The sequence below is a fragment of the Nonomuraea sp. NPDC003754 genome, assembly GCF_053605785.1.
Genome location: NZ_JBSGJX010000004.1, coordinates 96992 through 117272, shown reverse-complemented (window position 1 = coordinate 117272; position 20281 = coordinate 96992). Strand labels below are relative to the sequence as shown.

Below are 20281 nucleotides of genomic sequence, written 5' to 3'. Positions count from 1 at the left end.
TCAGACGAGCCGCCTCAGCTCGGGATCGCCACCGGCCAGCCGGGCGGCGACCACGCCTCGGGCCGGCTTGCCCGTGGGGGTGCGCGGCAGGTCGCCCATGGCGTACCAGCGCCTCGGCCGCTGGGCGGCGTCGAGGCCGCCGCGCGCGATCGCGTCGAGCGCCGCCCGCGAGGGCGGCGAGCCCTCCAGCACCGCGGTCACGACCGAGCCGAGCCGGGGGTGCGGCGAGCCGACGACGACCAGGTCGGTGACGCCCGGCACGCCGCGCAGCACGGCTTCGACGTCCTCCGGCACCACGGTCGCGCCGCCGGTCTGGATCGCGCCGTCGCCGCGCCCGCGCAGCCGCAGCGGTTCTCCCCGCCGGTACGGCTCGGCGAGGTCGCCGACGCTCATCCAGCCCTCCCTGTCGGTCTTCAGCGGTCCTCGCGCCCCGGCGAGGTAGCCCTGCGACAGCCACGGCGAGCGCGCCCACACCTCGCCGGCGCGCACCTGGATCTCGACCTCGGGGAAGGGGCGCAGGCCCGTTCCGTCGACGTCGACGGCGATGAACGACGTTTCGCTCGAGCCGTAGTACGACACGACCCCCACCCCGGCCCGGGAGGCGACCTCCCACGCCTGCGGGGACAGCGCGGCGCCGCCGACCACCGCGGTGCGCAGCGGGCCGCCGACCTCCTCCAGCACGTCGAGGACGGCCGGCAGGCGGTGCGGCACCACGTGGACGACGGTGGCCTTCCTGAGCTGGACGGTCAGCGAGCCGGGCGACCAGCGTCCGGGGACGATCACCGTCGCGCCGCTCGCCAGGGCGTGGACGGCCGCGAAGCCGTACAGGGAGGAGACCAGCGGTCCCGGCACCAGCACGACGTCGTCGGGGCCGATGCCGGCCAGCGCGCCGAGGTGCGGGATGGAGCCGGCCCAGGACGCGCGGGTGCGGACCACGGCGCGCGGCCTGCCGGTGCTGCCGGAGGTCAGGCACGCCCACGCCAGGTCGTCGGCGGCCGGCGCGGCCGGGACCCGCACACTCGCGGTGACCGGGAGGGGCGCGTCGACGTGCAGGTCGACGGGGACCGTATCGGCCACCCGCGCGCGCTGCTCCTCGTCGCACAGCAGCGGCGTGGCGCCCGCCAGGTCGGCGGCCAGCACGGCGACGAGCTGGTCGATCGGGTCGGACAGGGTGATCGCCACCAGCCCCTTGCCGTCAAGGGGCCTGGAGATCACCTCCTGCCACAGCTGGGCGTAGGTCAGGGAGCCTCGGGGACCGTACAGCGCCGGCTGGTGAGGACGCTCGACGGCGTGGCGCTGGACCTGTGCGGCGACGGGCATGCGCTGATCAACCGGCCTTGACCCGCTCGCGGTGGACGGCGGGGACGGCGTCGGGATAGGCCCGCTGCGTGCCCCGCGCCACGAGCGTCGCGAGCACCGCCTTGGCCACGTCGCCGGGGACGAAGGCCAGGCTTCCCAGGGCCGCGGCGCCGAGCGGCAGCCCCGTGATGGCCGCCTGGACGGGGACGCCGAACAGGTAGATCACGCCGACGCCGCCCGCGAGGCAGGCGACGAGCAGGCGGAAGGTGCCGGGGTTCTTGCCGCCGCGCTCGACGATCCAGCCGGTGAGGGCCGCACCGGGGATCCAGCCGAGCAGGAAGCCCACCGAGGGCCCGGTGAACACGCCGAGACCGCCGCGCCCGCCCGCGAGCAGCGGCAGGCCCGCGGCCACCAGCACGACCAGGACGGTCACCGCGAGCGCGCCGCGCCACGAGCCGAGGATCGCGCCGGCCAGCATCACGCCGAACGTCTGCAGGGTGATGGGGACGGCGTTGCCGAAGAGGTTGAGCGCCCCCGGCAGGCCGAGGACGGCGATCAGCGCGGCGAACACGCTGATCCTGGCGATGTCCCCGGTAGGGAACCTGCGACGGCTGGGGGAATCATTCATCATGCGTCTGATCACACACCAGGATGTGCGGGATCGAGCATGGAGACTTCCCACAACATTCCGGCTGGTCGTCTGAGCGGCTGGGACGTGACAACGGTACCCGGCCCTCTGACATGCGTGGATCCGCCCGAGGCGGGTAGCGCTCCGGGTGGAGGTGCCGAAATGTCTGACACGAACGGGGTCGTCGAGTACCTCAGGACACGCTTCGGCAAGGAGGCGGACTCCCAGGCGCACCGGGCCGCGCGGAACATCCGGCAGTGGTCCGACGAGCTGGCGTCCGCGGCCGACACCGGCGAGCCGGGCTCGCCCGTGGACGCGGCGATGCAGGAGATCGCGGGCGTGGGGCTGCGCGCGGCCGACTACCTGGACCAGCGGGGATTCGCCGGGATCGTCGAGGACGTCAAGGACCTGGCCAGGAGGCGGCCCCTGCTCTTCGCCGCCGGGGCCGTGGCCCTCGGCATCGTCATCGGACGCGTGCTCGCCTCGGCCCGCGACGTCTCCCCAGGCGACGCCTCCTCCTCCGAGGTCTCGCGGGAGGCGTCCTCGCGCGATGCCTCCTCGCGCGAGGCGTCCCTGCGGGAGGGCCGCACCCCTCCTCTTCCCCCGGCGTGAGGACGGTGCGACGATCCCACCGTGATCGACGCTGAGACCGGCTGGTACTTCATGCACGCCTCGATCAAGGGTGTCGTGCTGCACGGCGACCGGGTGCTGCTGTGCAGGAACCCCCGCGGCAGGTGGGAACTGCCCGGCGGCTGGCCCGCGAAGGAGGACACCACGCTGGCCGAGGTCGTCGCGAGGGAGGTGCGCGAGGAGAGCGGCCTCGAGGTGACGGTCGGGCCCGTGGTCGGCGCCGAAATCCTGACCATCGGGAAGGCCGGCAAGGTGGTGATCGTCGCCCTCCTGGCCACCGTTCGGGGCTGCCCGCCGTCCGCGCTGACGCCGAGCGACGAGCACAGCGACCTCAGGTTCTTCCCCGCCGCCGACCTGCCCGACGACCTCGAGGACGGCTACGCCCCCCTGATCAGGTCAGCGGTCGAACCAGCCCCTGACGTCGCTCAGGCTGAGTAGCGCGATCACGGCGACGGCGCCGATCAGGTGGACGTTGAGCAGGTCGGTGGGCCGCAGCAGGCCGTAGACCAGAAGGGGGACGGTCTGCACGACGGCCGTCAGCGCCTCGACGACCAGCGCGGTGATCCACACCCAACGGCGCCGGGACCGCCACCTGACCATGATCAGGAGCAGTGCGACGGGGATGACGATCGCCGGCAGGAAGACGGTCAGATCGAAGGGGGACCGGCCGAGAAGCCCCGCCACGACCAGCAGGCCGAGGTAGCCGAAGGCGGTTTGGACGATCAGGATCACCCGTGCCACGGTCACGAGGGCGGGCGTCCCGGAGGCTAACTGGTCGCTCATCTCGCTAGCCAACCACGGAACGGGTGCTGCGCAGGAGGAGGACGCCGGTGAGGGCGACGAGCGCGGCGGTGCCGCCGTGCATGAAGTACGCCAGGGCGGGCACGCCGTGCTGGCTGAGGACCACGACGGCGTCGCCGAGCGGGATGGCGGCGATCGCGAGCATCGTCCAGCCCAGGGCGCGGCGCTGGCCGACGATCAGCAGGGTGAAGATGATGAGCCCGGTGGCCACGTCGCGCACGCCCTTCACCAGCAGGAACGAGCTGTCGGACGGGACCGTGCGGAAGCCGAAGCCCGCCGCGACCGCCTGCGGGTCGATGAGGTAGTTGAGGCCGACGTAGGAGATGAACAGGCCACCGATGACGGCGAGGGCGAGGGCGACACGAGACATGGGGGGCTCCTTTATTAGTTATTCCTTACTAAGTTTCGCGGGCACGAAAAACGCCGTCAGGGGGCGGCGAAGTTCGACCAGACGCGGTGGTCGGGAGGGAAGCCGAGCGACACGAGCGTGTTGATCAGCATGCCGTACGACATGAAGAACGTGGTCTCGTGGGCGTCGGCGCCGAGCAGCAGGTGGATGGCGTCCCACCAGTCCTCCCACACCTTGCGGATCTCCGCGCCGAACTCGTCCTCCATGGCGGCGACGGCCACGTAGACCTGCATCTGCATGAGCAGCATGTCGCGGTCCTGGATGAGCCGCTTGTAGGCGGCGGCCATCGACATGTGGGGGTCGCCGGGGTCCATGCCGTCCTCCAGGGCCTTCCGTGTCTCCGCCAGGCAGCGGGTGGCGGCGGCCAGGAAGATGGCCTGCTTGCCGGGGAAGAGCCGGAAGAGGTACGGCTGGCTGACCCCCACGCGGCGGGCGATCGCCTCGGTGGAGGTGCCGTGGTAGCCACCGCGCGCGAACTCCGTGATCGCGGCGCGGATGACGCTCTCTCGCCGTTCCTCGGCGCTCATCCTGACCATGCGCATAAGTTAGTGGCCAATCACTAACAGGGTCAAGTTCGGCGCAGTGACCGGCGTCCAATAGTGTCCGGAGCATGAGCACTCACTTCGACGTTGTCGTCCTCGGCGCGGGGCCCGGGGGATACACGGCGGCGGTCCGCGCCGCCCAGCTCGGCCTTCGAACGGCCGTCATCGAGGAGAAGTACTGGGGCGGCGTCTGCCTGAACGTGGGCTGCATCCCCTCCAAGGCGCTGCTGCGCAACGCGGAGTTGGCGCACATCTTCACCAAGGAGGCCAAGACCTTCGGCATCAACGGTGAGGTGACCTTCGACTACGGCGCCGCCTTCGAGCGCAGCCGCAAGGTCGCCGACGGCCGGGTCAAGGGCGTCCACTTCCTGATGAAGAAGAACGCGATCACCGAGTTCGACGGGCGCGGCACCTTCATCGACGCCAACACCATCGAGGTGAACGGTGACACCGTCACCTTCGACCACTGCATCATCGCCGCGGGCACCACGACGAAGCTGATCCCCGGCACCACGCTCTCCGAGCGCGTGGTCACCTACGAGGAGCAGATCCTCACCGAGGAACTGCCCGGCAGCATCATCATCGCGGGCGCCGGCGCCATCGGCGTCGAGTTCGCCTACGTGCTGCACAACTACGGCGTCAAGGTGACGATCGTCGAGTTCCTCGACCGCATGGTCCCGCTGGAGGACGAGGAGGTGTCGAAGGAGCTGGCCAAGCGCTACCGCAAGCTCGGCATCGACGTCCTCACCTCCACCAGGGTCGACTCCATCGAGGACACCGGCGCCTCGGTCAAGGTGACCGTCACCAAGGACGGCCAGCAGCAGGTCCTCGAGGCCGACAAGGTGCTGCAGGCGATCGGCTTCCAGCCGCGCGTCGAGGGCTACGGCCTGGAGAAGACCGGCGTCAAGCTGACCGACCGCGGCGCCATCGCCGTCGACGGCCGCGGCCGCACCAACGTGCCGCACATCTTCGCCATCGGCGACGTCACCGCCAAGCTGATGCTGGCGCACGCCGCCGAGGCCATGGCCATCATCGCCGCCGAGACGATCGGCGGCGCGGAGACCATGGAGGTCGACTTCGCGATGATCCCGCGCGCGACGTACTGCCAGCCGCAGATCGCCAGCTTCGGCTTCACCGAGGCGCAGGCGCGCGACCTGGGCTACGACGTGAAGGTCGTCAAGTTCCCCTTCACCGCGAACGGCAAGGCCCACGGCCTCGGCGACGCCCAGGGCTTCGTGAAGATCATCTCCGACACCACGCACGGCGAGCTGCTCGGCGCCCACCTGATCGGCCCCGAGGTCACCGAGCTGCTGCCCGAGCTGACCCTGGCCCAGCAGTGGGACCTGACCGTCCACGAGGTCGCCCGCAACGTCCACGCCCACCCGACGCTCGGTGAGGCGGTCAAGGAAGCGATCCACGGTCTCGCCGGCCACATGATCAACATGTGACGACTCCGGCCCCGGAAGAGGGCAGGCCGCCCGGGCTCGCCGGGCCGCCTGCCCTCTTCCGTTCGTCGCCGGTTTCCGGGGACCCGCCCGAACTGTCGGTGCGGTTTGGTTACATCGTGGTCATGGGAGTGAGCGTCGAGGAGTTCCTGCGGATCGTCATGCGGCTGCCGGAGGTGTCGCAGCACGAGAGCGCCGGCTACGTCGGTTTCAAGGTGACGGGCAAGGGGTTCGGCTACCTGTGGGAGGAGACCGAGACGGTCGGGCTCAAGGCCACGATCGAGGAGCAGCTCGCGATGGTCGCCGAACGGCCCGAGGTGTTCGAGGCCCAGTTCACGGCGGGCAGGTTCGGCTGGGTCGTGGTGCACCTCGACGGCATCGAGGCCGACGAGCTGAGCGAGATGGTCCTCGAGGCGTGGTCCCTGTCGGCGCCCAAACGGCTGCTGAGCGCCGTGTGATGCCCCAATGGGGCGCGCCTCGCGCGTGACGGGCTCGGGTCGGGAGGCCGGGCCGGCCCTGTGGCGTGGTCAGCGGGGATCGACGATGCGGCCGTGCCTGATCGCGACGGCCAACAGCAGGACGGAGGCCGCGACCGCCACCCCTCCAAGCCCCACCGCCACCCAGCGCGATATCTCGATGAGCGGGGTCTCGTCGTCGAACAGGGCCCCCGACAGGGGGAAGGCCGCGAGCGAGGCGATCAGGGTGCAGCCGCCCAGGATGCCGTACACCTTGCCTTGGGCGAGTGTGGTGGCCGCCTGGAAGGACAGGACGAACCCGGTCGTCATCAAGGCGAGGAAGGCGATCGCCGCGACGACGTTCGCCGTGGTGAAGGACACCGCGGGCCCTTCGGGCGTCAGTGACCTCAGGAGCAGGGTCACGCCGACGTAGGCCAGAGCGCCCGTGGCCAGCCCCCCCTACCGTCTTCTGGAGGGCCGTGGGCTTGCCGGACCGCGTGTCGAGCTGCGCGGTGATCGTCGCCGCGTACTCCTTCGGGGTGCCGAACGCCGTCGTGGGGTCCTCGCCCGTCTCCGCGACGTGCGCCTCGACCTCCGCCAGCACCTCGCCGACCCGGGCCCCCGAGATGTCGCGCAGGCGCAGCGCCAGCGTCAGGTCCTCGCGGTACTTCCTGTCGAGAGCGGTCATGCCTTCGCTCCTCGCTCGATCACGGTGATCGCGGTCTTCGCGAATGCCGCCCATTCGGGCCCCTGCGTCGCGAGCGCCGCCCGGCCTTCGTCGGTCAGCCTGAAGAACTTCCGGCCCGGCCCGCCCTCTCCGGCCCGCCACTCGGCCCGCAGCAGGCCGTCGGTGGTCAACCGGTTGAGCAGCGGGTAGAGCGTGCCCGCCTTCATGTCGGGCATCCCGGCCCGGTCCAGGCGCTGGAGCAGGGCGTAGCCGTAGTCCTCGCCGGTCTCGGCGAGCAGGGCCAGCACGGCGAGGTCGAGCACCCCGCGCAGCCACTGCGTCCGCCTGGACGTCACGTCCGCCATGAAAGGACGGTAACACCAACTAGTAGGCGTCGCCTAGTAGTAGGCGTGACAGACTCAGGCGCGGCGGGACGGCCGGCGTCGGCGGGGCAGGGGGCGGGCGTGCGAGCGATCGGCGAGATCATGGTTTACTTCGCCCCCGTGAACGTGACTCAGGGGTGGGACAGCGTGGCGACGCTGGTCGACGGCCGATGGATCGAACGGCGCCCGCGCCGGCCCGAGGTGGCCGGGCTGCTGATGATGGAGACCACGGTGATGCCATGGCTGGCGCCCCAGCTACCGATGCGGGTCCCCGTGCCGCACGTGGCCGGCGACGACCCGCTGGTCGTCCGGCATGAGGCCGTTCCGGGCGACCCGGTGCGGGAGCTGACGGCCGCCCACGGCCGCCAGGTCGGCGCCTTCCTCGGGGCGCTCCACCGGGCGGACGTCGGGGAGGCGGTAGCGCGGGGCCTGCCCGACGACGCCGTGAAGGAACGCGAAGCCCTCGTCGAACGGCTGCGTGACGTGGTCGTGCCGCTGCTGCCCGACCCGCGTCCCGCGCATGCGCTGCTCGACAGGGTCGCGGGATTGCCCGCCGACACGGTCGTCCACGCGGACCTCGGCCCCGAGCACCTGCTGTCCGAGGGCGGCGAGCTGACCGGCGTGATCGACTTCTCCGACGCCCATGTGGGCGACCGGGCGCTGGATCTGTCCTGGATCCTGTACGGCACGTCGCGCCCCTTCGCCGACGCCGTGGCCGCCGAGTACGGCGTGAGCGAGCAGGAGCGGGACCGCGCCCTGGTCTGGCACCGCCTGGGCCCCTGGCACGAGGTCCTGCACGGGCTCGACACCGATGACCCGTCCAGCGTCGAGTCCGGCCTGGCCGGGGTCGTGACGCGCCTCGACACCGAGGGCTGAAGGGGAGAAGCCGCGGGCTGAAGGGGAGAAATCGGAATGCCCCCGCCGCGGCGGGGCCGCTAGCCTCGCGTCGTGACGGTTGCTCACGACGAGGTCTTCGCACGGTTCGGCATCCCACCCCAGGAGTCGATCTACCCTTACGCGCCGGTCTTCAGGGGCGAGGTCGACGGCCGTCCCGTGGCGGTGAAGCGCACCCATGACGCCGAGGCGATGGGCCGGTGGGTGCGCGGGCTCGCGGAGCTGGGCCTGCCCGTGGTGACGCCGGTCGCGGGGCCGTACGACATCGGCGGCGAGACATGGGTCGCCTATCCGTGGGTGGAGGGCCGCGGCTACGCCGGGACGCCGGCGGACCTGGTGGCGGCCGGCGACCTGCTGGGCAGGCTGCACGCGGCGGGCACCGAGGAGGGGCTGAAGGACTTCACGTGGCCCGACCACGACGCCGCCTCGGTCCAGGAGGACATCGACGGGCTCGCACCGTACTCGGGCCGGTTCGAGCAGGGCCTGCGCGACTTCATGACGTCGACGCTGCCGGCGATCCGCGACGCGGGCCTGCCGGTGGCCGAGGTCAGCATGGACTTCAAGGCGGTCAACCTCGTCTACACCGGTGCGGGCCCGGTGCTGGTCGACCCGGACAACGGGGAGCGGGCGCCGCGGCTGCTCGACCTGGCGCTGGCGGCGCTGCTGTTCCACAACGACCTGGACGGCGAGCCCGCCCGGCTGTTCACGGGGGAGGAGTGGGCGGCCTTCCGCGACGCCTACCTGGCCAGGGTCGAGCTCACCGAGCGGGAGCGCGCGCTGTGGCCGACGGCGCTGCTGTACATGATGCTGGAATGGGGTGTCTGGACGGCCGTCAACGGCGAGTGGCACGTCGACAGGCACGCGCGGTTCCTCACCGACCTGCTGGCCGCCGACCTGGAGAGGTTCGCGCTGTGAGCCTGCGCGCGTGGACGGCCGAGCTCGTCCACGACGGGGTTCGGTGCGCCCTCGAACGGCACGCGCGGCTGGTCACCGACTGATCCGCTCCTCTACCCTCGGGCTGTGGACAGCGAGAGCCGGGCGGCGGCCGGCCTGCTGACGGCCATGAGCCGGGCGGCGGCCGCGTTCGACGAGCTGCGCCATCCGTACGCCAGGCGCGAGCCGCTGACCTACTTCCAGCCGGACGGGTGGACGACCGGGGTGCTGTTCACCCTACCCGACGGGCGGCTGGTGCGCTTCTCGGTGTCCTTGACCCACACCAGGACGGCCTTCCGCGTCAGCGGCGCGGCGCTGGTGGAGGAGCGGGCGCTGATCGAGCCGGTGGACCGGAGTTCCGGGAGCGTCCACGAGGTGGTGTCGATCCTGGAGGACGCCGTGGGGGAGGTCGTCTCGCCCGCGAGGTGGCTGCTCGACCGGCTGGTGGAGGAGATCGCGGAAGAGGTCACAGAGATCTGAGGCCCTGCAGCACCTCGCGCAGCACGCCCACGTCCTCGGCGGCGTGCCGTACGGTGACCAGCTGGCGTTCGCGCAGGTCGCCCAGCAGCACGCGGACCACGCCGATCGACAGCCCGGTGGTGGAGGCGACCTCGGCGACGGAGACGGGGTGGCGGCAGGCGGCGAGCACCTTGAGGTACTCGGGGGTGAGCCCGGCGGTGGGCGACGGCACGCCGGTGGCGGCCACGATGGCGATGAGGTCGAAGTCATCGCCGGTCGGGCGGGTGCGGCCGCGCGTCATCATGTACGGCCGGACTAACCAGTCTTCACTCATTCCTCGCCTCCGGGAAGCGGCCACGCACTGGCACCCGCGGCCCCGTCGGTGACAGTATCCGCGGGGCCCTTGCGGCGACAAGGAAGGCTAGTCGGGCCGCAGCAGGACCGAGAGGGCGGCCGCACCGCCGGTGCCGTCGGCGACGGCGTCGGCCAGCACGCTGGTGATGGCGTCGTAGGCGTCGGGGTCGACCGCGCGCAACGCGCCCGGGTTCGACCAGACGAGCAGGTGCTCGCCGGGTGGCAGCCACGACAGGTCGGTGAGGCTGTCGTAGAGCGCGTCGAGGTTGTGCCCGAAGTAGCAGGGGAACCTCAGCGTGGCCGCGATCGCGGTCATCACGCCGTCGGGCGTGTGGAGCGCGGCTCCGTGGATGTGGTGCTCGAATCTCATCGTTTCACGTCTACCGCGACGAAGGACCGGTAGTGGTCTCCGGTGTAGTAGAGCTCCCCGGTCCGCTCTCCGGTCACGAGCCGTCGCGGGCCCCTGTCGCGTGCGCCTGGGGTGGGCACGGTGTACTCGTGGTAGTACCCGCGTTTGCGCTGTGGCAGGAGGCGTTCGCGGTTCTGGAAGACGACGCCGTCGCGCCGGTAGGGGAAGGGCCCGCCGTCCTGGATGAGGTGCCAGGTCGCCGCCGCCTCGGGCGGAAGCGTGGACAGCTCGCGTACCGGCAGGTCGGGTGGGGCGGCGGCTCCGGCGCTCCCGATGAAGGTTCCGATGGCCAGCGGGATCGCCGCGACGCCCCTGAGATTCACCTCACGTGACATACCCGGGCAAATGTGTAGACGAACGTTGTCTAGTTGTCAGACAATGTGCCCATGAAGAACGTCCTCGCCGCCGCGGTCCTCTGGGGTACGGCGGGCACGGCAGGCTTGCTGATCACCGCCGACCCCGTCTCCGTCGCGGCCGCCCGCCTCGTCATCGGCGGCCTCGCGCTCGCCTTCATGGCCAGAGGGGTGCGGATCACGCCCGCCCTGCTGCTGGGCGCGGTCGCCGTGGCCGCCTACCAGCTGTGCTTCTTCGCCGCGGTCAGCCGTACCGGGGTGGCCATCGGCACCGTCGTCGCCATCGGCAGCGGTCCGGTCTTCACCGGGCTGCTCTCCCGGCAGTTCTCGCCGCGCTGGGCCGCGGCGACCGCGGCGGCCATCGCGGGCTGCGCGGCGCTGACCGCCGGCGGCGAGGCCCAGGCGGGCGACCGGGTCCTCGAAGGGGTGCTCCTGGCCCTGCTCGGCGGCCTCATCTACGCCTTCTACGCGGTCACGGCGGCCCGCGCCATCAACGCGGGCGCGCCGTCCGACGGCGTGATGGGCGTCATGTTCGGCGGCGCCGCCGCCATCATGCTGCCGGTCCTGATCGCGACAGGCCCCGGCTGGCTCGCCGAGCCGCGCGGCCTGCCGGCCGCCCTCTACCTCGGCCTCGGCACCACCGCCCTGGCCTACTTCCTGTACGGCAGGGGCCTGCGCACCACCCCGGTCGCCACGGCGGCCACCCTCGCCCTCGCCGAACCGGCGGTGGCGGCGTTGCTCGGCGTCGTGGTGCTGCACGAGACTCTGAGCCCGGTCTCATGGGGCGGGCTGGTGCTGCTGGGCGCTAGCCTCGTGGCGGTGGCCGTCCCCGGAAGGGCCCGGGGGCGAGGGCCGATCCCAGAAAGGGAGTCGATCAGTGCTGAGACCGGTGTCGACGGTCAGCGCGCTGGCTGACGCGCTGCGGCAGCGGGTGCTGTCGGGTGAGATCGATCCGGGCACGTCGCTGCCCGAGCAGGAGCTCGCCGCGCTCTACGGCGTCGCCCGCCCCACGGTCAGGGAGGCGCTGGCCGTACTCGTGCACGAGGGGCTGCTCAGGCGCGAGCGCAACCGCAGCGCCTACGTCCCCGAGGTGACGATCGAGGATCTCGACGACCTGATGTTCGTGCGCAGGCCGCTGGAGGACCTGATGGCCCGCTCGCTGGCGGGCCGCCGGGTCGCCGAGGCCGACGCGGCGCTGGAACGGATGGCGGCGCTGCCGGACGAGGCGCCCTGGTCGGACGTGGTGGCCGAGCACATGGCGCTGCACCAGGCGCTGGTCGACGCCGTGGGCAGCCCGCGGCTGGTCAGGCTGTACGGCGTGCTGGCCGCCGAGACCCGGCTGGGCCTCGTCCGGCTGCGCCGGGTGTACGAGGACCGCGATCGGCTGGTGTCCGAACACCGCGCGCTTCTTGACGCGATCGCTCACGGCGACGCACAAGCGGCTGTCAAGGAACATCTCAGTCATTCCTGGGGCTCCGATCCCTTGCGGTAACCGGGCAGAAGTCGCAAGAATCGCGGCCATGCACGTGCCGGACTCCTACGTGTATGTCACCGAGGAGGGCGTGACCCGTCACTACGCTGACGGCAGCGTCGAGGCCCTCGCCTGGGAAGATGTCGTCGAGGTCCGAGTCGCGGCCGAGACGGAAGCCGAGATCCTCTACATCCTCCTCGACCGTGACGGGGAGGGCTGCGTCGTACCGAAGTCGGCCACCGACGCCACGTTCCTCGCCCGGTTGCGCTACCTGCCCGACTTCGATCTCGACCGGTTGCACCTGGCGGCGCAGACCGCCCGGGACAAGGTGATCGTCGTGTGGCGCAGCCCGGAGCCGCCTTCCTCGCTCCCGGACCTCGAGTACGACTGATCACCCTGGGTGATCGATTGTGCACCTGGCATCATTGGACCGTTCCCGTCAAGCGCGACGCGCGTCCGATGTTGGTCATCTGCTGTTATTTCCGGATTCCGCATTGATCTTTAGTCTTTAGTGGGAATTGCCGCCCCTGGTGACGAAGCGAAAGGCGTTATCAATGGGGCGGAATGGGGCGTCTTGCGGTGTCGTAGCAGATTTCCAGGGTGGGGTGCTATGAGCGTGGGAGCGGGGGAGCCCGGTGTCGTGTTCCTTCAGGCGGCGCCACAACGGGCGCCGAGCATCTGGACTCGGAAGTATGTCCGCTTTCTCCGGGCGGGTGATGTCGCGTGCGCTTTTGCCGCCTGCATGGTGGTTCTCGGGACGAAACTGCTGTTCGGGGCGTACATCCCGGTCGAGGATGTCGTGGCCGGTGTCGCCCTGATGGCGTCCTGGCCCGTCACCATGCAGCTGAGCGCGGCCTACCGGGAGAGAGGGCACGGCGAGGGAAGTGAGGAATTTCGGGCGGTATTTAATGGCGGCGTGGGATTGATGGCAACCGTGGCAATTGGCGCATATGCCACGCAAACCAGCATCGCGCGCAGTCTGGTGATGGCCGCCCTTCCCCTCGCGCTCGTCCTGACGCTGGCATTCCGGTTTCGGGTCCGCAAAAAACTGCATTTAGCCAGGGCCCACGGAAAGTACATGCGTCATGTCATCGCCGTGGGCCATCGCGCCGCCGTCCTCGATCTGATCATGCAGTTCCGCAGGGAGCCGCATCACGGGATGCGGGTCGTGGGGGTGTGCCTGCCCCGGACGCAGGGCGACCTCGACGTGGACGGCCTGCCGGTGCTCGGCGGGCTGCAGGACGTGGCCGCGGCCGTGTCCCTGACCCAGGCCGACGCCGTCGCCGTCGCGGCCTGCCCCGAGCTCGACGGCGACACGCTGCGCAGGCTCGCCTGGAGCCTGGAGGAGCAGCGCACCGACCTGTTCGTGGCGCCCGCGCTCATGGACGTGGCGGGTCCGCGCATCAGCATCCGCCCGGTCGCCGGGATGCCGCTGCTGCACGTGGACCACCCCGAGTTCGACGGGGCCAAGCAGATCGTCAAGAACGTCTTCGACCGCGTGCTGGCCGGCATCGCGATCGTCGTCCTGCTGCCGGCGTTCGCGTTGATCGTCATGCTGATCCGGCTCACCAGCCCGGGGCCGGCGTTCTTCCGGCAGGTCAGGGTGGGCAAGGGCGGCGAAGAGTTCACGGTGTGGAAGTTCAGGACCATGATCGTGGACGCCGAGCGGCTCAAGCGCGCGCTGGAGCACGCCAACGACGGTGACGGCGTGCTGTTCAAGATTCGGAACGATCCAAGGATCACCAGGATCGGCGGATTCCTGCGCCGCTACTCCCTGGACGAGATCCCGCAGCTCTTCAACGTCATCAGCGGCCGGATGTCCCTGGTGGGCCCCCGGCCGCCGCTGCCGGAGGAAGTCGCCAAGTACGGCGCGGACGTACGGCGCAGGCTCGTCGTCAAGCCGGGCATGACCGGCCTGTGGCAGGTCAGCGGCCGGTCCGATCTCAGCTGGGAGGAGTCGGTCAGGCTCGACCTGCGTTACGTGGAGCGGTGGTCGCTCATCCTCGACCTCCAGATCCTGTGGAAGACCTGGAAGGCCGTGACCCGTGGAGAAGGGGCTTACTAGCGGTGAAAGCACTCGTGCTGGCGGGAGGCTCGGGCACCAGGCTACGGCCGATCACCCACACCTCCGCCAAGCAGCTCGTGCCCGTGGCCAACAAGCCCGTGCTCTTCTACGGCCTGGAGTCGATCGCGGCGGCGGGCGTCACCGAGATCGGCATGGTGGTGGGCGACACCCACGCCGAGATCGAGGCCGCGGTCGGCGACGGCTCCGCCTTCGGCACGCAGGTCACCTACCTGCGCCAGACCGCTCCGCTCGGCCTCGCGCACGCCGTCCTCGTCGCCCGCGACTACCTGGGCGACGACGACTTCGTCATGTACCTCGGCGACAACTTCGTCGTCGGCGGGATCGGCGAGATCGTCTCCTCGTTCGCCGCCGAGCGGCCCGACGCGCAGATCATGCTGACCAGGGTGGGCGACCCGCGCCAGTTCGGCGTGGCCGAGCTCGACCGCGACGGGCGGGTGGTCGGGCTGGAGGAGAAGCCCGCCGTGCCCAAGAGCGACCTCGCCCTCGTGGGGGTCTACCTGTTCAGCCCGGCCGTCCACGAGGCGGTTGCCGAGCTGAAGCCGTCGTGGCGGGGCGAGCTGGAGATCACCGACGCCATCCAGTGGCTGATCGACAACGGCCGCAGGGTGGAGTCGACCCGGATCACCGGCTACTGGAAGGACACCGGCAACGTCGAGGACATGCTCGAGGTGAACCGCCTGGTCCTGGAGTCGCTCGAACCGCGCCTGCTGGGCACCTCCACCGGCAGCGAGCTGATCGGCAGGGTCGTGGTGGAGCCAGGAGCGACGGTCGAGAACTCCCGTATCGTCGGTCCGGCGATCATCGGCGCGGGCGCGCGCGTCACCGACAGCTACGTCGGCCCCTTCACCTCCATCGGCGCCGACTGCGTCATCACCCGCAGCGAGATCGAGTACTCGATCGTGCTGCCCCGATCCTCCATCGAAGGGGTGCGCAGGATCGAGTCCTCCCTCATCGGCCACGACGTGCAGGTCACGCCCGCGCCCGACACACCAAGAGCCCACCGCCTCGTGCTGGGCGATCACAGCAAGGTGCAGATCAGTTCATGAAGAGAATCCTGGTCACAGGGGGTGCGGGCTTCATCGGCTCGCACTTCGCCCAGCTCGTCGCGGGCGAGGCCGAGGTGACCGTGCTGGACAGGCTGACGTACGCGGGGAACCGGCGCAACCTCGAGGAGGTCCCGCACACCTTCGTCCACGGCGACATCTGCGACCCCGGCCTGCTGGGCGAGGTCGTCCCCGGGCACGACCTCGTCGTCAACTTCGCCGCCGAGTCGCACGTGGACCGCTCGATCGAGGGCGCGGCCGAGTTCGTGCGCACCAACGTGCTCGGCACCCAGGCGCTGATGGAGGCGTGCCTCGCGGCGGCCGTACCGCGGGTGGTGCAGGTCTCGACCGACGAGGTCTACGGCTCGATCGACACCGGGTCGTGGACGGAGGACGCGCCGCTGGCGCCGCGCTCGCCGTACGCGGCCTCGAAGGCGAGCGGCGACCTGATCGCCCGCGCCTACGCGATCACGCACGGGCTGAACGTGTCGATCACCAGGTGCGGCAACAACTACGGGCCGCGGCAGTACCCGGAGAAGGTCATCCCGCTGTTCGTGACCAACCTGCTCCAGGGCAGGAAGGTCCCGCTGTACGGCGACGGCGGCAACGTGCGCGACTGGATCCACGTCGCCGACCACTGCGCCGGCATCCGGCTGGTGGCCGAGCGGGGCGCCCCCGGCGAGGTCTACCACATCGCCGGCACCGCCGAGCTGACCAACAGGGAGCTGACCGGCCACCTCCTGGAGGCGTTCGGCAAGGGGTGGGACCAGGTCGAGCCGGTGGCCGACCGCAAGGGCCACGACCGCCGCTACTCCCTCGACGACAGCAGGCTGCGCGCGCTGGGCTACCGCGCGGCGATCCCCTTCGACCAGGGACTGAAGGAAACCGTCCGCTGGTACGCCGACCACCGGGACTGGTGGGCGTGAGCTGGCTGATCACCGGCGGCGGGAGCATGCTCGCCGCCGACCTGCTCGCGCTGCTGGCCCGTTCGGGAGAGCAGGTCGTGGCGCCGACGCGTGCCGAGCTCGATCTGCGTGACGAGCGGGCGGTGCGCGAGCTGGTCAGCGGCTACCGGCCGCGCGTGGTGGTCAACTGCGCGGCGTGGACCGCCGTGGACGCGGCGGAGACCAGGGAGGCCGAGGCGCTGGCCATCAACGGGCGGGCGGTCGGGGTGCTGGCCGACGCGTGCTCGTGGGCGGGGGCGCGGCTGATCCACCTGTCGACCGACTACGTCTTCGACGGGCGCTCGCGCGTGCCGTACCGGGAGGACGACCAGCCGTCGCCGGTCAACGCCTACGGCAGGACGAAGCTGGCGGGCGAGCTCGCCGCCGCCGGGCACTACGTGGTGCGCACGGCCTGGCTCTACGGCGCGCACGGCCCCAACTTCGTCAGCACCATGATCAGGCTGGCCGCCGCCCGCGAGACCGTGGACGTCGTCGACGACCAGCGCGGCCAGCCGACCTGGACGGCCGACCTGGCCGCCTTCCTCGTCCGGCTGGCCACGTCCGACCTGATGCCGGGCGTCTACCACGGCACGAGCTCGGGCGAGACCACCTGGTACGGCCTGGCCAGGGAGGTCTTCACCCTGCTCGGCGCGGATCCAGGCCGGGTGCGGCCGGTGCCGGGCGCTGCCTGTCCCCGACCCGCGTCCCGCCCCGCCAACAGCGTGCTGGCCAACACCAGGTGCGAGCCGATCAGGCACTGGCGGACGGCGCTGCACGCGGCCTGGCCGGCGCTGGCGACGGAGGAGGCCCGTCAGTGCCGTCCCGCGTAGAAGCGCCGGCAGGCGGCGTAGTCGGGCAGCAGCCCCTCCTCCAGGGCCGCCTCGAGGGTGGGCGCCGCGGCGTCCTTCTCCGACAGCAGCGGTTCCAGGTCCGGCCACGCGATGCCCAGGCTGAGCGGGTGCACGCCGTGCTCGCGGGACGGGGCGTACGGCGTGGAACACAGGTAGACGATCGTGGCCTCCGCGCTCAGCGCCATGAACCCGTGCCCGAGACCCTCGGCCACGTAGACGGCGGTCCGCTCGCGGTCGTCGAGCGTGACGGCCTCCCACCTGCCGAAGGTGGGGGAGCCGGCCCGGAGGTCGACCACGACGTCCAGGACGCTGCCGGCCGCGCACATCACGTACTTGGCCTGCCCCGGCGGCACGTCGGCGAAGTGGATCCCGCGCAGCACGCCCGCCTTGGACACCGAGACGTTGACCTGGGCGAGCTCGAAGGGAGCCGGCAGGTCGGCGGCCCTGAAGGCCTCCAGGAAGCTGCCGCGGGGATCGGCGTGGACCCGAGGGGTGAACGCCCACGCGCCGTCGATGCTGAGGGGCTTCATGATCCGAAGAGTAGCTGTAACACCCGCGCCTCCCACCCGAAGAACCCGTGTGTCTGGAGATGATGCATGACCATATGCCGGTTATGTGGTTCGCCTGATCTGGCGGACGTCGTCGACCTCGGCGCCACCCCGCCGTGCGAGCTGTTCCTCACCGCCGACCGCCTCGACCAGCCGGAGGCCACCTATCCGCTGCACCTGCGGGTGTGCACCTCCTGCTGGCTGGCGCAGCTGCCGCCGCTGATCACGCCGGAGGAGACGTTCACCGAGTACGCCTACTTCTCCTCCTACTCCTCCTCCTGGGTCGAGCACGCCAGGCGCTTCGTGGACGGGCTGGCGTTGCGGCCGGGGGCGTTCGTGGTCGAGGTGGCCAGCAACGACGGTTACCTGCTCCAGCACGTGGCCGCCCGCGGGGTGCGCTGCCTGGGCATCGAGCCGTCGGCCAACGTGGGCGCGGCGGCGGTGGAGAAGGGCGTGCCGACGCTGACGGCCTTCCTGACGCCCGAGACGGGGCGGCGGGTGCGCGAGGAGCACGGCCCCGCCGACGTCGTCGTGGCCAACAACGTCTACGCCCACATCCCCGACGTGGTGGGCTTCACCCAGGGCCTGCGCAGCCTGGTGGCCGACGACGGCGTCGTCTCCGTCGAGGTGCAGCACCTGCTGACGCTCGTGGAGCTCAACCAGTACGACACGATCTACCACGAGCACTTCCAGTACTACACGGTCGCCGCCGCGCAGCGGGCGCTGGCAAGCGGGGGTCTGACGCTCGTCGACGTCGACCTGCTGCCCACCCACGGCGGGTCGATCAGGCTCTGGGCCAAGCCGTACGGCACGCCGTCCCCGCGCGTGCACGACGTGATCGCCCGCGAGAAGGCCGCCGGGCTGCTGGAGCTGTCCGGATACGCCGACTTCGCCGGCCGGGTCGCCAAGGTCCGCCGCGACCTGCTGCGCTTCCTCATCGACGCGGCCGACGAGGGCAGGACCGTCGTGGGCTACGGCGCGCCGGGCAAGGGCAACACGCTGCTCAACCACTGCGGCGTCCGCCCCGACCTGCTGGCCTACACCGTCGACCGCAACCCCTACAAGCACGGCCGCTTCACTCCCGGCACGCGCATCCCCGTCCTGCCGCCCGAGCGGATCGCCGAGGACCGCCCCGACTACGTGCTCGTCCTGCCGTGGAACCTGCGGGACGAGCTGGTCGGGCAGCTCTCCTACGTCCACGAGTGGGGCGGCAGGCTGGTCTTCCCCATCCCGCGACTGGAGGTCGTGTGAAGGTCGTCCTCTTCTGCGGCGGTCGCGGCACCCGGATGCGCGACGGCGTCACCGACCTGCCCAAGCCGATGCAGCCGGTCGGCCCGCGCCCGCTCATCTGGCACGTGATGCGCTACTACGCCCACTACGGGCACAAGGAGTTCGTGCTGTGCCTGGGATACGGGGCCGAGCACATCAAGAGCTTCTTCCTGGACTACCAGGAGACCGCCTCCAACGACTTCGTCCTGCGTGACGGCAAGATCGAGCTGCTGTCGACGGACATCTCGGACTGGTCGATCTCCTTCGTCCACACCGGCACGGACTCGCCCATCGGCGAGCGGCTGCGCCGGGTGCGCGGCCACCTCGACGGGCAGGAGATGTTCCTGGCCAACTACGCCGACGTGCTCACCGACGCCCCGCTCGACGAGATGATCGACAACTTCCGGGCGTCGGACGCGGGCGCGTCGATGATGGTCGTGCCCCCGCCCGGCACCTTCCACTGCGTCGAGCTGGGGGCCGACGGCAGGGTCGGCGGCATCACGCCGGTCACCGAGATGCCGTTGTGGATCAACGGCGGCTACTTCGTCCTGCGCCCCGAAGTCTTCGACCGGATCCCGCCCGGCGGTGACCTGGTGGCCGACGCGTGCGCGGCGATGGCCAAGGAAGGCCGGCTGCTGGCCTACCCCTACCGGGGCTTCTGGCGGCCCACCGACACGGTCAAGGAGCGGGCCGCGCTGGACGAGGAGTACTCCAGGGGCGAGCGGCCCTGGGCGCTGTGGGAGGGAAGGCGGATCGCCAGTGTTTCGGCTCTCTCCCGGGCGGTCTGACGAGATCGTGCTGCTCGGCGCCCACTGCGACGACGTGGCCATCGGGGCGGGCGGCACCCTGCTCGGCCTGTGCAGGGCCCGGCCGGGCCTGCGGGTCACGGCGCTGGTGCTGTCGGGCGGGGGCACCGTACGGGAGGCGGAGGAGCGCGCCGCCCTGGCCGCCTTCTGCCCCAAGGCCGAGCTCGACGTGCGCGTCCTCGACCTGCCCGACGGCCGCCTGCCCGCGCACTGGGAACGCGCCAAGCGGGCCCTGCACGAGCTGCGGCAGGGCTGCGACCCTTCGCTGATCCTCGCGCCCGCGCCGCACGACGCCCACCAGGACCATCGCGGCCTCGCCGCGCTGGTGCCCACCGTCTTCCGCGACCACCACGTGCTCGGCTACGAGATCCTCAAATGGGAGTCCGACCTGGCCCAGCCCAGCGTCTTCGTGCCGCTGACCGACGACCTGATGGCCGAGAAGATCGGCCTGCTGCACGAGCACTATCCCTCGCAACACGGCCGGAGCTGGTTCGACGCCGAGGCCTTCGGCGCCCTGGCCCGGGTGCGCGGCGTGCAGTGCCAGCGCAGGTACGCCGAGGCGTTCCACGCCACCAAGCTCGTCATGGACCCCCGCTGATGAC

Annotated in this window: 28 protein-coding genes and 1 pseudogene; 17 read left to right on the top strand and 12 right to left on the bottom strand. The window is 71.1% G+C overall.

Annotated elements, in window-relative coordinates; all coding sequences use genetic code 11:
* Positions 1 to 1320 (bottom strand): class I adenylate-forming enzyme family protein, encoded by a 1320-nt coding sequence (locus tag ACWEVS_RS06900; RefSeq protein WP_452550345.1) that lies wholly within the window; start codon positions 1318 to 1320, stop codon positions 1 to 3.
* Positions 1321 to 1327: 7 nt separating this feature from the next.
* Positions 1328 to 1930: a biotin transporter BioY gene (locus ACWEVS_RS06895; RefSeq protein ID WP_452550343.1), complete on the bottom strand. Its 603-nt coding sequence runs from the start codon at positions 1928 to 1930 to the stop codon at positions 1328 to 1330.
* Positions 1931 to 2089: 159 nt separating this feature from the next.
* Between ACWEVS_RS06895 and ACWEVS_RS06890 the strand changes: the two genes are divergently transcribed.
* Together ACWEVS_RS06890 and ACWEVS_RS06885 are read left to right on the top strand one after the other, a co-directional pair.
* On the top strand, positions 2090 to 2539 hold the full coding sequence (locus ACWEVS_RS06890; protein WP_452550341.1) for a hypothetical protein: 450 nt from the start codon (positions 2090 to 2092) through the stop codon (positions 2537 to 2539).
* 21 nt (positions 2540 to 2560) lie between these two features.
* Entirely contained in the window at positions 2561 to 2995 is a 435-nt protein-coding gene (locus ACWEVS_RS06885; protein WP_452416400.1) for an NUDIX domain-containing protein, read from the top strand.
* Here the strand turns inward: ACWEVS_RS06885 and ACWEVS_RS06880 are convergent.
* Genes ACWEVS_RS06880 through ACWEVS_RS06870 form a run of 3 tightly spaced genes read right to left on the bottom strand, consistent with a single transcriptional unit; the run spans position 2954 to position 4303 of the window.
* On the bottom strand, positions 2954 to 3340 hold the full coding sequence (locus ACWEVS_RS06880; protein ID WP_449915087.1) for a hypothetical protein: 387 nt from the start codon (positions 3338 to 3340) through the stop codon (positions 2954 to 2956). The two genes, ACWEVS_RS06885 and ACWEVS_RS06880, sit on opposite strands and share 42 nt — an antisense overlap.
* 4 nt (positions 3341 to 3344) lie before the next feature.
* Positions 3345 to 3728: a DUF4267 domain-containing protein gene (locus tag ACWEVS_RS06875; protein WP_449915084.1), complete on the bottom strand. Its 384-nt coding sequence runs from the start codon at positions 3726 to 3728 to the stop codon at positions 3345 to 3347.
* Positions 3729 to 3784: 56 nt separating this feature from the next.
* A complete protein-coding gene (locus ACWEVS_RS06870) occupies positions 3785 to 4303 on the bottom strand; it encodes a TetR/AcrR family transcriptional regulator (protein ID WP_449915081.1) in 519 nt (172 codons plus the stop codon).
* A gap of 74 nt (positions 4304 to 4377) precedes the next feature.
* Here ACWEVS_RS06870 and lpdA point away from each other — a divergent pair, with 74 nt between their 5' ends.
* Both lpdA and ACWEVS_RS06860 read left to right on the top strand, forming a co-directional pair.
* Positions 4378 to 5757, top strand: a complete 1380-nt coding sequence (lpdA, locus tag ACWEVS_RS06865; RefSeq protein ID WP_354907685.1) for a dihydrolipoyl dehydrogenase — start codon at positions 4378 to 4380, stop codon at positions 5755 to 5757.
* 122 nt (positions 5758 to 5879) lie between these two features.
* Positions 5880 to 6212, top strand: coding sequence for an MmcQ/YjbR family DNA-binding protein (locus ACWEVS_RS06860; RefSeq protein WP_354907684.1), 333 nt, complete (start codon positions 5880 to 5882; stop codon positions 6210 to 6212).
* 69 nt (positions 6213 to 6281) lie between these two features.
* Here ACWEVS_RS06860 and ACWEVS_RS06855 read toward each other — a convergent pair whose 3' ends face one another.
* The 3 genes and pseudogenes from ACWEVS_RS06855 to ACWEVS_RS06845 all read right to left on the bottom strand — a co-directional run bounded on the left by ACWEVS_RS06855 (position 6282) and on the right by ACWEVS_RS06845 (position 7241).
* The gene (locus ACWEVS_RS06855) at positions 6282 to 6632 is read right to left on the bottom strand and encodes a hypothetical protein (protein WP_452550338.1); all 351 of its coding nucleotides are present in this window, start codon (positions 6630 to 6632) and stop codon (positions 6282 to 6284) included.
* Between the two features lie 109 nt (positions 6633 to 6741).
* A pseudogene (locus ACWEVS_RS06850) lies at positions 6742 to 6897 on the bottom strand (hypothetical protein); the annotation flags it as partial.
* Positions 6894 to 7241: a PadR family transcriptional regulator gene (locus ACWEVS_RS06845; RefSeq protein WP_452550336.1), complete on the bottom strand. Its 348-nt coding sequence runs from the start codon at positions 7239 to 7241 to the stop codon at positions 6894 to 6896. The pseudogene ACWEVS_RS06850 and the gene ACWEVS_RS06845, both read right to left, overlap by 4 nt.
* A 138-nt stretch (positions 7242 to 7379) precedes the next feature.
* Here ACWEVS_RS06845 and ACWEVS_RS06840 point away from each other — a divergent pair, with 138 nt between their 5' ends.
* From ACWEVS_RS06840 to ACWEVS_RS06830, 3 genes are all read left to right on the top strand, one after another.
* Entirely contained in the window at positions 7380 to 8135 is a 756-nt protein-coding gene (locus tag ACWEVS_RS06840) for a phosphotransferase family protein (protein WP_452550335.1), read from the top strand.
* Between the two features lie 72 nt (positions 8136 to 8207).
* Positions 8208 to 9068, top strand: a complete 861-nt coding sequence (locus ACWEVS_RS06835) for a hypothetical protein (protein WP_452416412.1) — start codon at positions 8208 to 8210, stop codon at positions 9066 to 9068.
* A 105-nt stretch (positions 9069 to 9173) separates the two neighbouring features.
* The gene (locus ACWEVS_RS06830) at positions 9174 to 9566 is read left to right on the top strand and encodes a hypothetical protein (protein ID WP_449915069.1); all 393 of its coding nucleotides are present in this window, start codon (positions 9174 to 9176) and stop codon (positions 9564 to 9566) included.
* Here the strand turns inward: ACWEVS_RS06830 and ACWEVS_RS06825 are convergent.
* From ACWEVS_RS06825 to ACWEVS_RS06815, 3 genes are all read right to left on the bottom strand, one after another.
* Positions 9553 to 9879: a DUF742 domain-containing protein gene (locus tag ACWEVS_RS06825; protein WP_449915066.1), complete on the bottom strand. Its 327-nt coding sequence runs from the start codon at positions 9877 to 9879 to the stop codon at positions 9553 to 9555. The two genes, ACWEVS_RS06830 and ACWEVS_RS06825, sit on opposite strands and share 14 nt — an antisense overlap.
* Positions 9880 to 9966: 87 nt before the next feature.
* A complete protein-coding gene (locus ACWEVS_RS06820; protein WP_452550333.1) occupies positions 9967 to 10269 on the bottom strand; it encodes a barstar family protein in 303 nt (100 codons plus the stop codon).
* Positions 10266 to 10643 carry a ribonuclease domain-containing protein gene (locus ACWEVS_RS06815; RefSeq protein ID WP_452416413.1) on the bottom strand — a complete coding sequence of 126 codons (378 nt, stop codon included), beginning with the start codon at positions 10641 to 10643 and terminating at the stop codon, positions 10266 to 10268. Before ACWEVS_RS06815 ends, ACWEVS_RS06820 begins: the two co-directional genes overlap by 4 nt.
* Before the next feature lie 51 nt (positions 10644 to 10694).
* On the opposite strand from ACWEVS_RS06815, the gene ACWEVS_RS06810 reads away from it, so the two are divergent.
* The 7 genes from ACWEVS_RS06810 (at position 10695) to rfbD (ending at position 17035) form a co-directional block, all read left to right on the top strand.
* Positions 10695 to 11576: a DMT family transporter gene (locus ACWEVS_RS06810; protein WP_452550331.1), complete on the top strand. Its 882-nt coding sequence runs from the start codon at positions 10695 to 10697 to the stop codon at positions 11574 to 11576.
* The gene (locus ACWEVS_RS06805; RefSeq protein WP_354907673.1) at positions 11539 to 12153 is read left to right on the top strand and encodes a GntR family transcriptional regulator; all 615 of its coding nucleotides are present in this window, start codon (positions 11539 to 11541) and stop codon (positions 12151 to 12153) included. The genes ACWEVS_RS06810 and ACWEVS_RS06805 overlap by 38 nt, the downstream gene beginning before the upstream one ends.
* Before the next feature lie 28 nt (positions 12154 to 12181).
* The gene (locus tag ACWEVS_RS06800; protein ID WP_354907672.1) at positions 12182 to 12523 is read left to right on the top strand and encodes a hypothetical protein; all 342 of its coding nucleotides are present in this window, start codon (positions 12182 to 12184) and stop codon (positions 12521 to 12523) included.
* 219 nt (positions 12524 to 12742) lie between these two features.
* Complete coding sequence (locus tag ACWEVS_RS06795; RefSeq protein ID WP_449915056.1) at positions 12743 to 14197, top strand: sugar transferase; 1455 nt, start codon at positions 12743 to 12745, stop codon at positions 14195 to 14197.
* A gap of 2 nt (positions 14198 to 14199) precedes the next feature.
* Complete coding sequence (locus ACWEVS_RS06790) at positions 14200 to 15264, top strand: glucose-1-phosphate thymidylyltransferase (protein ID WP_449915054.1); 1065 nt, start codon at positions 14200 to 14202, stop codon at positions 15262 to 15264.
* Positions 15261 to 16187 (top strand): dTDP-glucose 4,6-dehydratase, encoded by a 927-nt coding sequence (gene rfbB / locus ACWEVS_RS06785; protein WP_452416419.1) that lies wholly within the window; start codon positions 15261 to 15263, stop codon positions 16185 to 16187. Before ACWEVS_RS06790 ends, rfbB begins: the two co-directional genes overlap by 4 nt.
* Entirely contained in the window at positions 16184 to 17035 is an 852-nt protein-coding gene (rfbD, locus tag ACWEVS_RS06780) for a dTDP-4-dehydrorhamnose reductase (RefSeq protein ID WP_452550329.1), read from the top strand. The genes rfbB and rfbD overlap by 4 nt, the downstream gene beginning before the upstream one ends.
* On the opposite strand, the gene ACWEVS_RS06775 is transcribed toward rfbD, so the two are convergent.
* Complete coding sequence (locus tag ACWEVS_RS06775; RefSeq protein WP_452550327.1) at positions 17017 to 17586, bottom strand: dTDP-4-dehydrorhamnose 3,5-epimerase family protein; 570 nt, start codon at positions 17584 to 17586, stop codon at positions 17017 to 17019. The two genes, rfbD and ACWEVS_RS06775, sit on opposite strands and share 19 nt — an antisense overlap.
* A gap of 66 nt (positions 17587 to 17652) precedes the next feature.
* Here ACWEVS_RS06775 and ACWEVS_RS06770 point away from each other — a divergent pair, with 66 nt between their 5' ends.
* Genes ACWEVS_RS06770 through ACWEVS_RS06760 form a run of 3 tightly spaced genes read left to right on the top strand, consistent with a single transcriptional unit; the run spans position 17653 to position 20277 of the window.
* Positions 17653 to 18855: a class I SAM-dependent methyltransferase gene (locus ACWEVS_RS06770; protein WP_354907663.1), complete on the top strand. Its 1203-nt coding sequence runs from the start codon at positions 17653 to 17655 to the stop codon at positions 18853 to 18855.
* Positions 18852 to 19661, top strand: a complete 810-nt coding sequence (locus tag ACWEVS_RS06765) for a sugar phosphate nucleotidyltransferase (protein WP_452550326.1) — start codon at positions 18852 to 18854, stop codon at positions 19659 to 19661. The genes ACWEVS_RS06770 and ACWEVS_RS06765 overlap by 4 nt, the downstream gene beginning before the upstream one ends.
* The gene (locus ACWEVS_RS06760) at positions 19633 to 20277 is read left to right on the top strand and encodes a PIG-L deacetylase family protein (RefSeq protein WP_452550324.1); all 645 of its coding nucleotides are present in this window, start codon (positions 19633 to 19635) and stop codon (positions 20275 to 20277) included. The genes ACWEVS_RS06765 and ACWEVS_RS06760 overlap by 29 nt, the downstream gene beginning before the upstream one ends.
* Positions 20278 to 20281 lie beyond the last annotated feature (4 nt).

Excerpts from the sequence above, each read along its gene's own strand:
- ACWEVS_RS06870 (WP_449915081.1), bottom strand. The coding sequence starts at position 4,303 with ATGGTCAGGATGAGCGCCGAGGAACGGCGAGAGAGCGTCATCCGCGCC.
- ACWEVS_RS06820 (WP_452550333.1), bottom strand. The coding sequence starts at position 10,269 with ATGAGATTCGAGCACCACATCCACGGAGCCGCGCTCCACACGCCCGAC.
- rfbB (WP_452416419.1), top strand. The coding sequence starts at position 15,261 with ATGAAGAGAATCCTGGTCACAGGGGGTGCGGGCTTCATCGGCTCGCAC.
- ACWEVS_RS06825 (WP_449915066.1), bottom strand. The coding sequence starts at position 9,879 with ATGAGTGAAGACTGGTTAGTCCGGCCGTACATGATGACGCGCGGCCGC.
- ACWEVS_RS06890 (WP_452550341.1), top strand. The coding sequence starts at position 2,090 with ATGTCTGACACGAACGGGGTCGTCGAGTACCTCAGGACACGCTTCGGC.
- ACWEVS_RS06810 (WP_452550331.1), top strand. The coding sequence starts at position 10,695 with ATGAAGAACGTCCTCGCCGCCGCGGTCCTCTGGGGTACGGCGGGCACG.
- ACWEVS_RS06895 (WP_452550343.1), bottom strand. The coding sequence starts at position 1,930 with ATGATGAATGATTCCCCCAGCCGTCGCAGGTTCCCTACCGGGGACATC.
- ACWEVS_RS06775 (WP_452550327.1), bottom strand. The coding sequence starts at position 17,586 with ATGAAGCCCCTCAGCATCGACGGCGCGTGGGCGTTCACCCCTCGGGTC.
- ACWEVS_RS06800 (WP_354907672.1), top strand. The coding sequence starts at position 12,182 with ATGCACGTGCCGGACTCCTACGTGTATGTCACCGAGGAGGGCGTGACC.
- ACWEVS_RS06795 (WP_449915056.1), top strand. The coding sequence starts at position 12,743 with ATGAGCGTGGGAGCGGGGGAGCCCGGTGTCGTGTTCCTTCAGGCGGCG.
- lpdA (WP_354907685.1), top strand. The coding sequence starts at position 4,378 with ATGAGCACTCACTTCGACGTTGTCGTCCTCGGCGCGGGGCCCGGGGGA.
- ACWEVS_RS06815 (WP_452416413.1), bottom strand. The coding sequence starts at position 10,643 with ATGTCACGTGAGGTGAATCTCAGGGGCGTCGCGGCGATCCCGCTGGCC.
- ACWEVS_RS06845 (WP_452550336.1), bottom strand. The coding sequence starts at position 7,241 with ATGGCGGACGTGACGTCCAGGCGGACGCAGTGGCTGCGCGGGGTGCTC.
- ACWEVS_RS06770 (WP_354907663.1), top strand. The coding sequence starts at position 17,653 with ATGACCATATGCCGGTTATGTGGTTCGCCTGATCTGGCGGACGTCGTC.
- ACWEVS_RS06880 (WP_449915087.1), bottom strand. The coding sequence starts at position 3,340 with ATGAGCGACCAGTTAGCCTCCGGGACGCCCGCCCTCGTGACCGTGGCA.
- ACWEVS_RS06900 (WP_452550345.1), bottom strand. The coding sequence starts at position 1,320 with ATGCCCGTCGCCGCACAGGTCCAGCGCCACGCCGTCGAGCGTCCTCAC.
- ACWEVS_RS06860 (WP_354907684.1), top strand. The coding sequence starts at position 5,880 with ATGGGAGTGAGCGTCGAGGAGTTCCTGCGGATCGTCATGCGGCTGCCG.
- ACWEVS_RS06875 (WP_449915084.1), bottom strand. The coding sequence starts at position 3,728 with ATGTCTCGTGTCGCCCTCGCCCTCGCCGTCATCGGTGGCCTGTTCATC.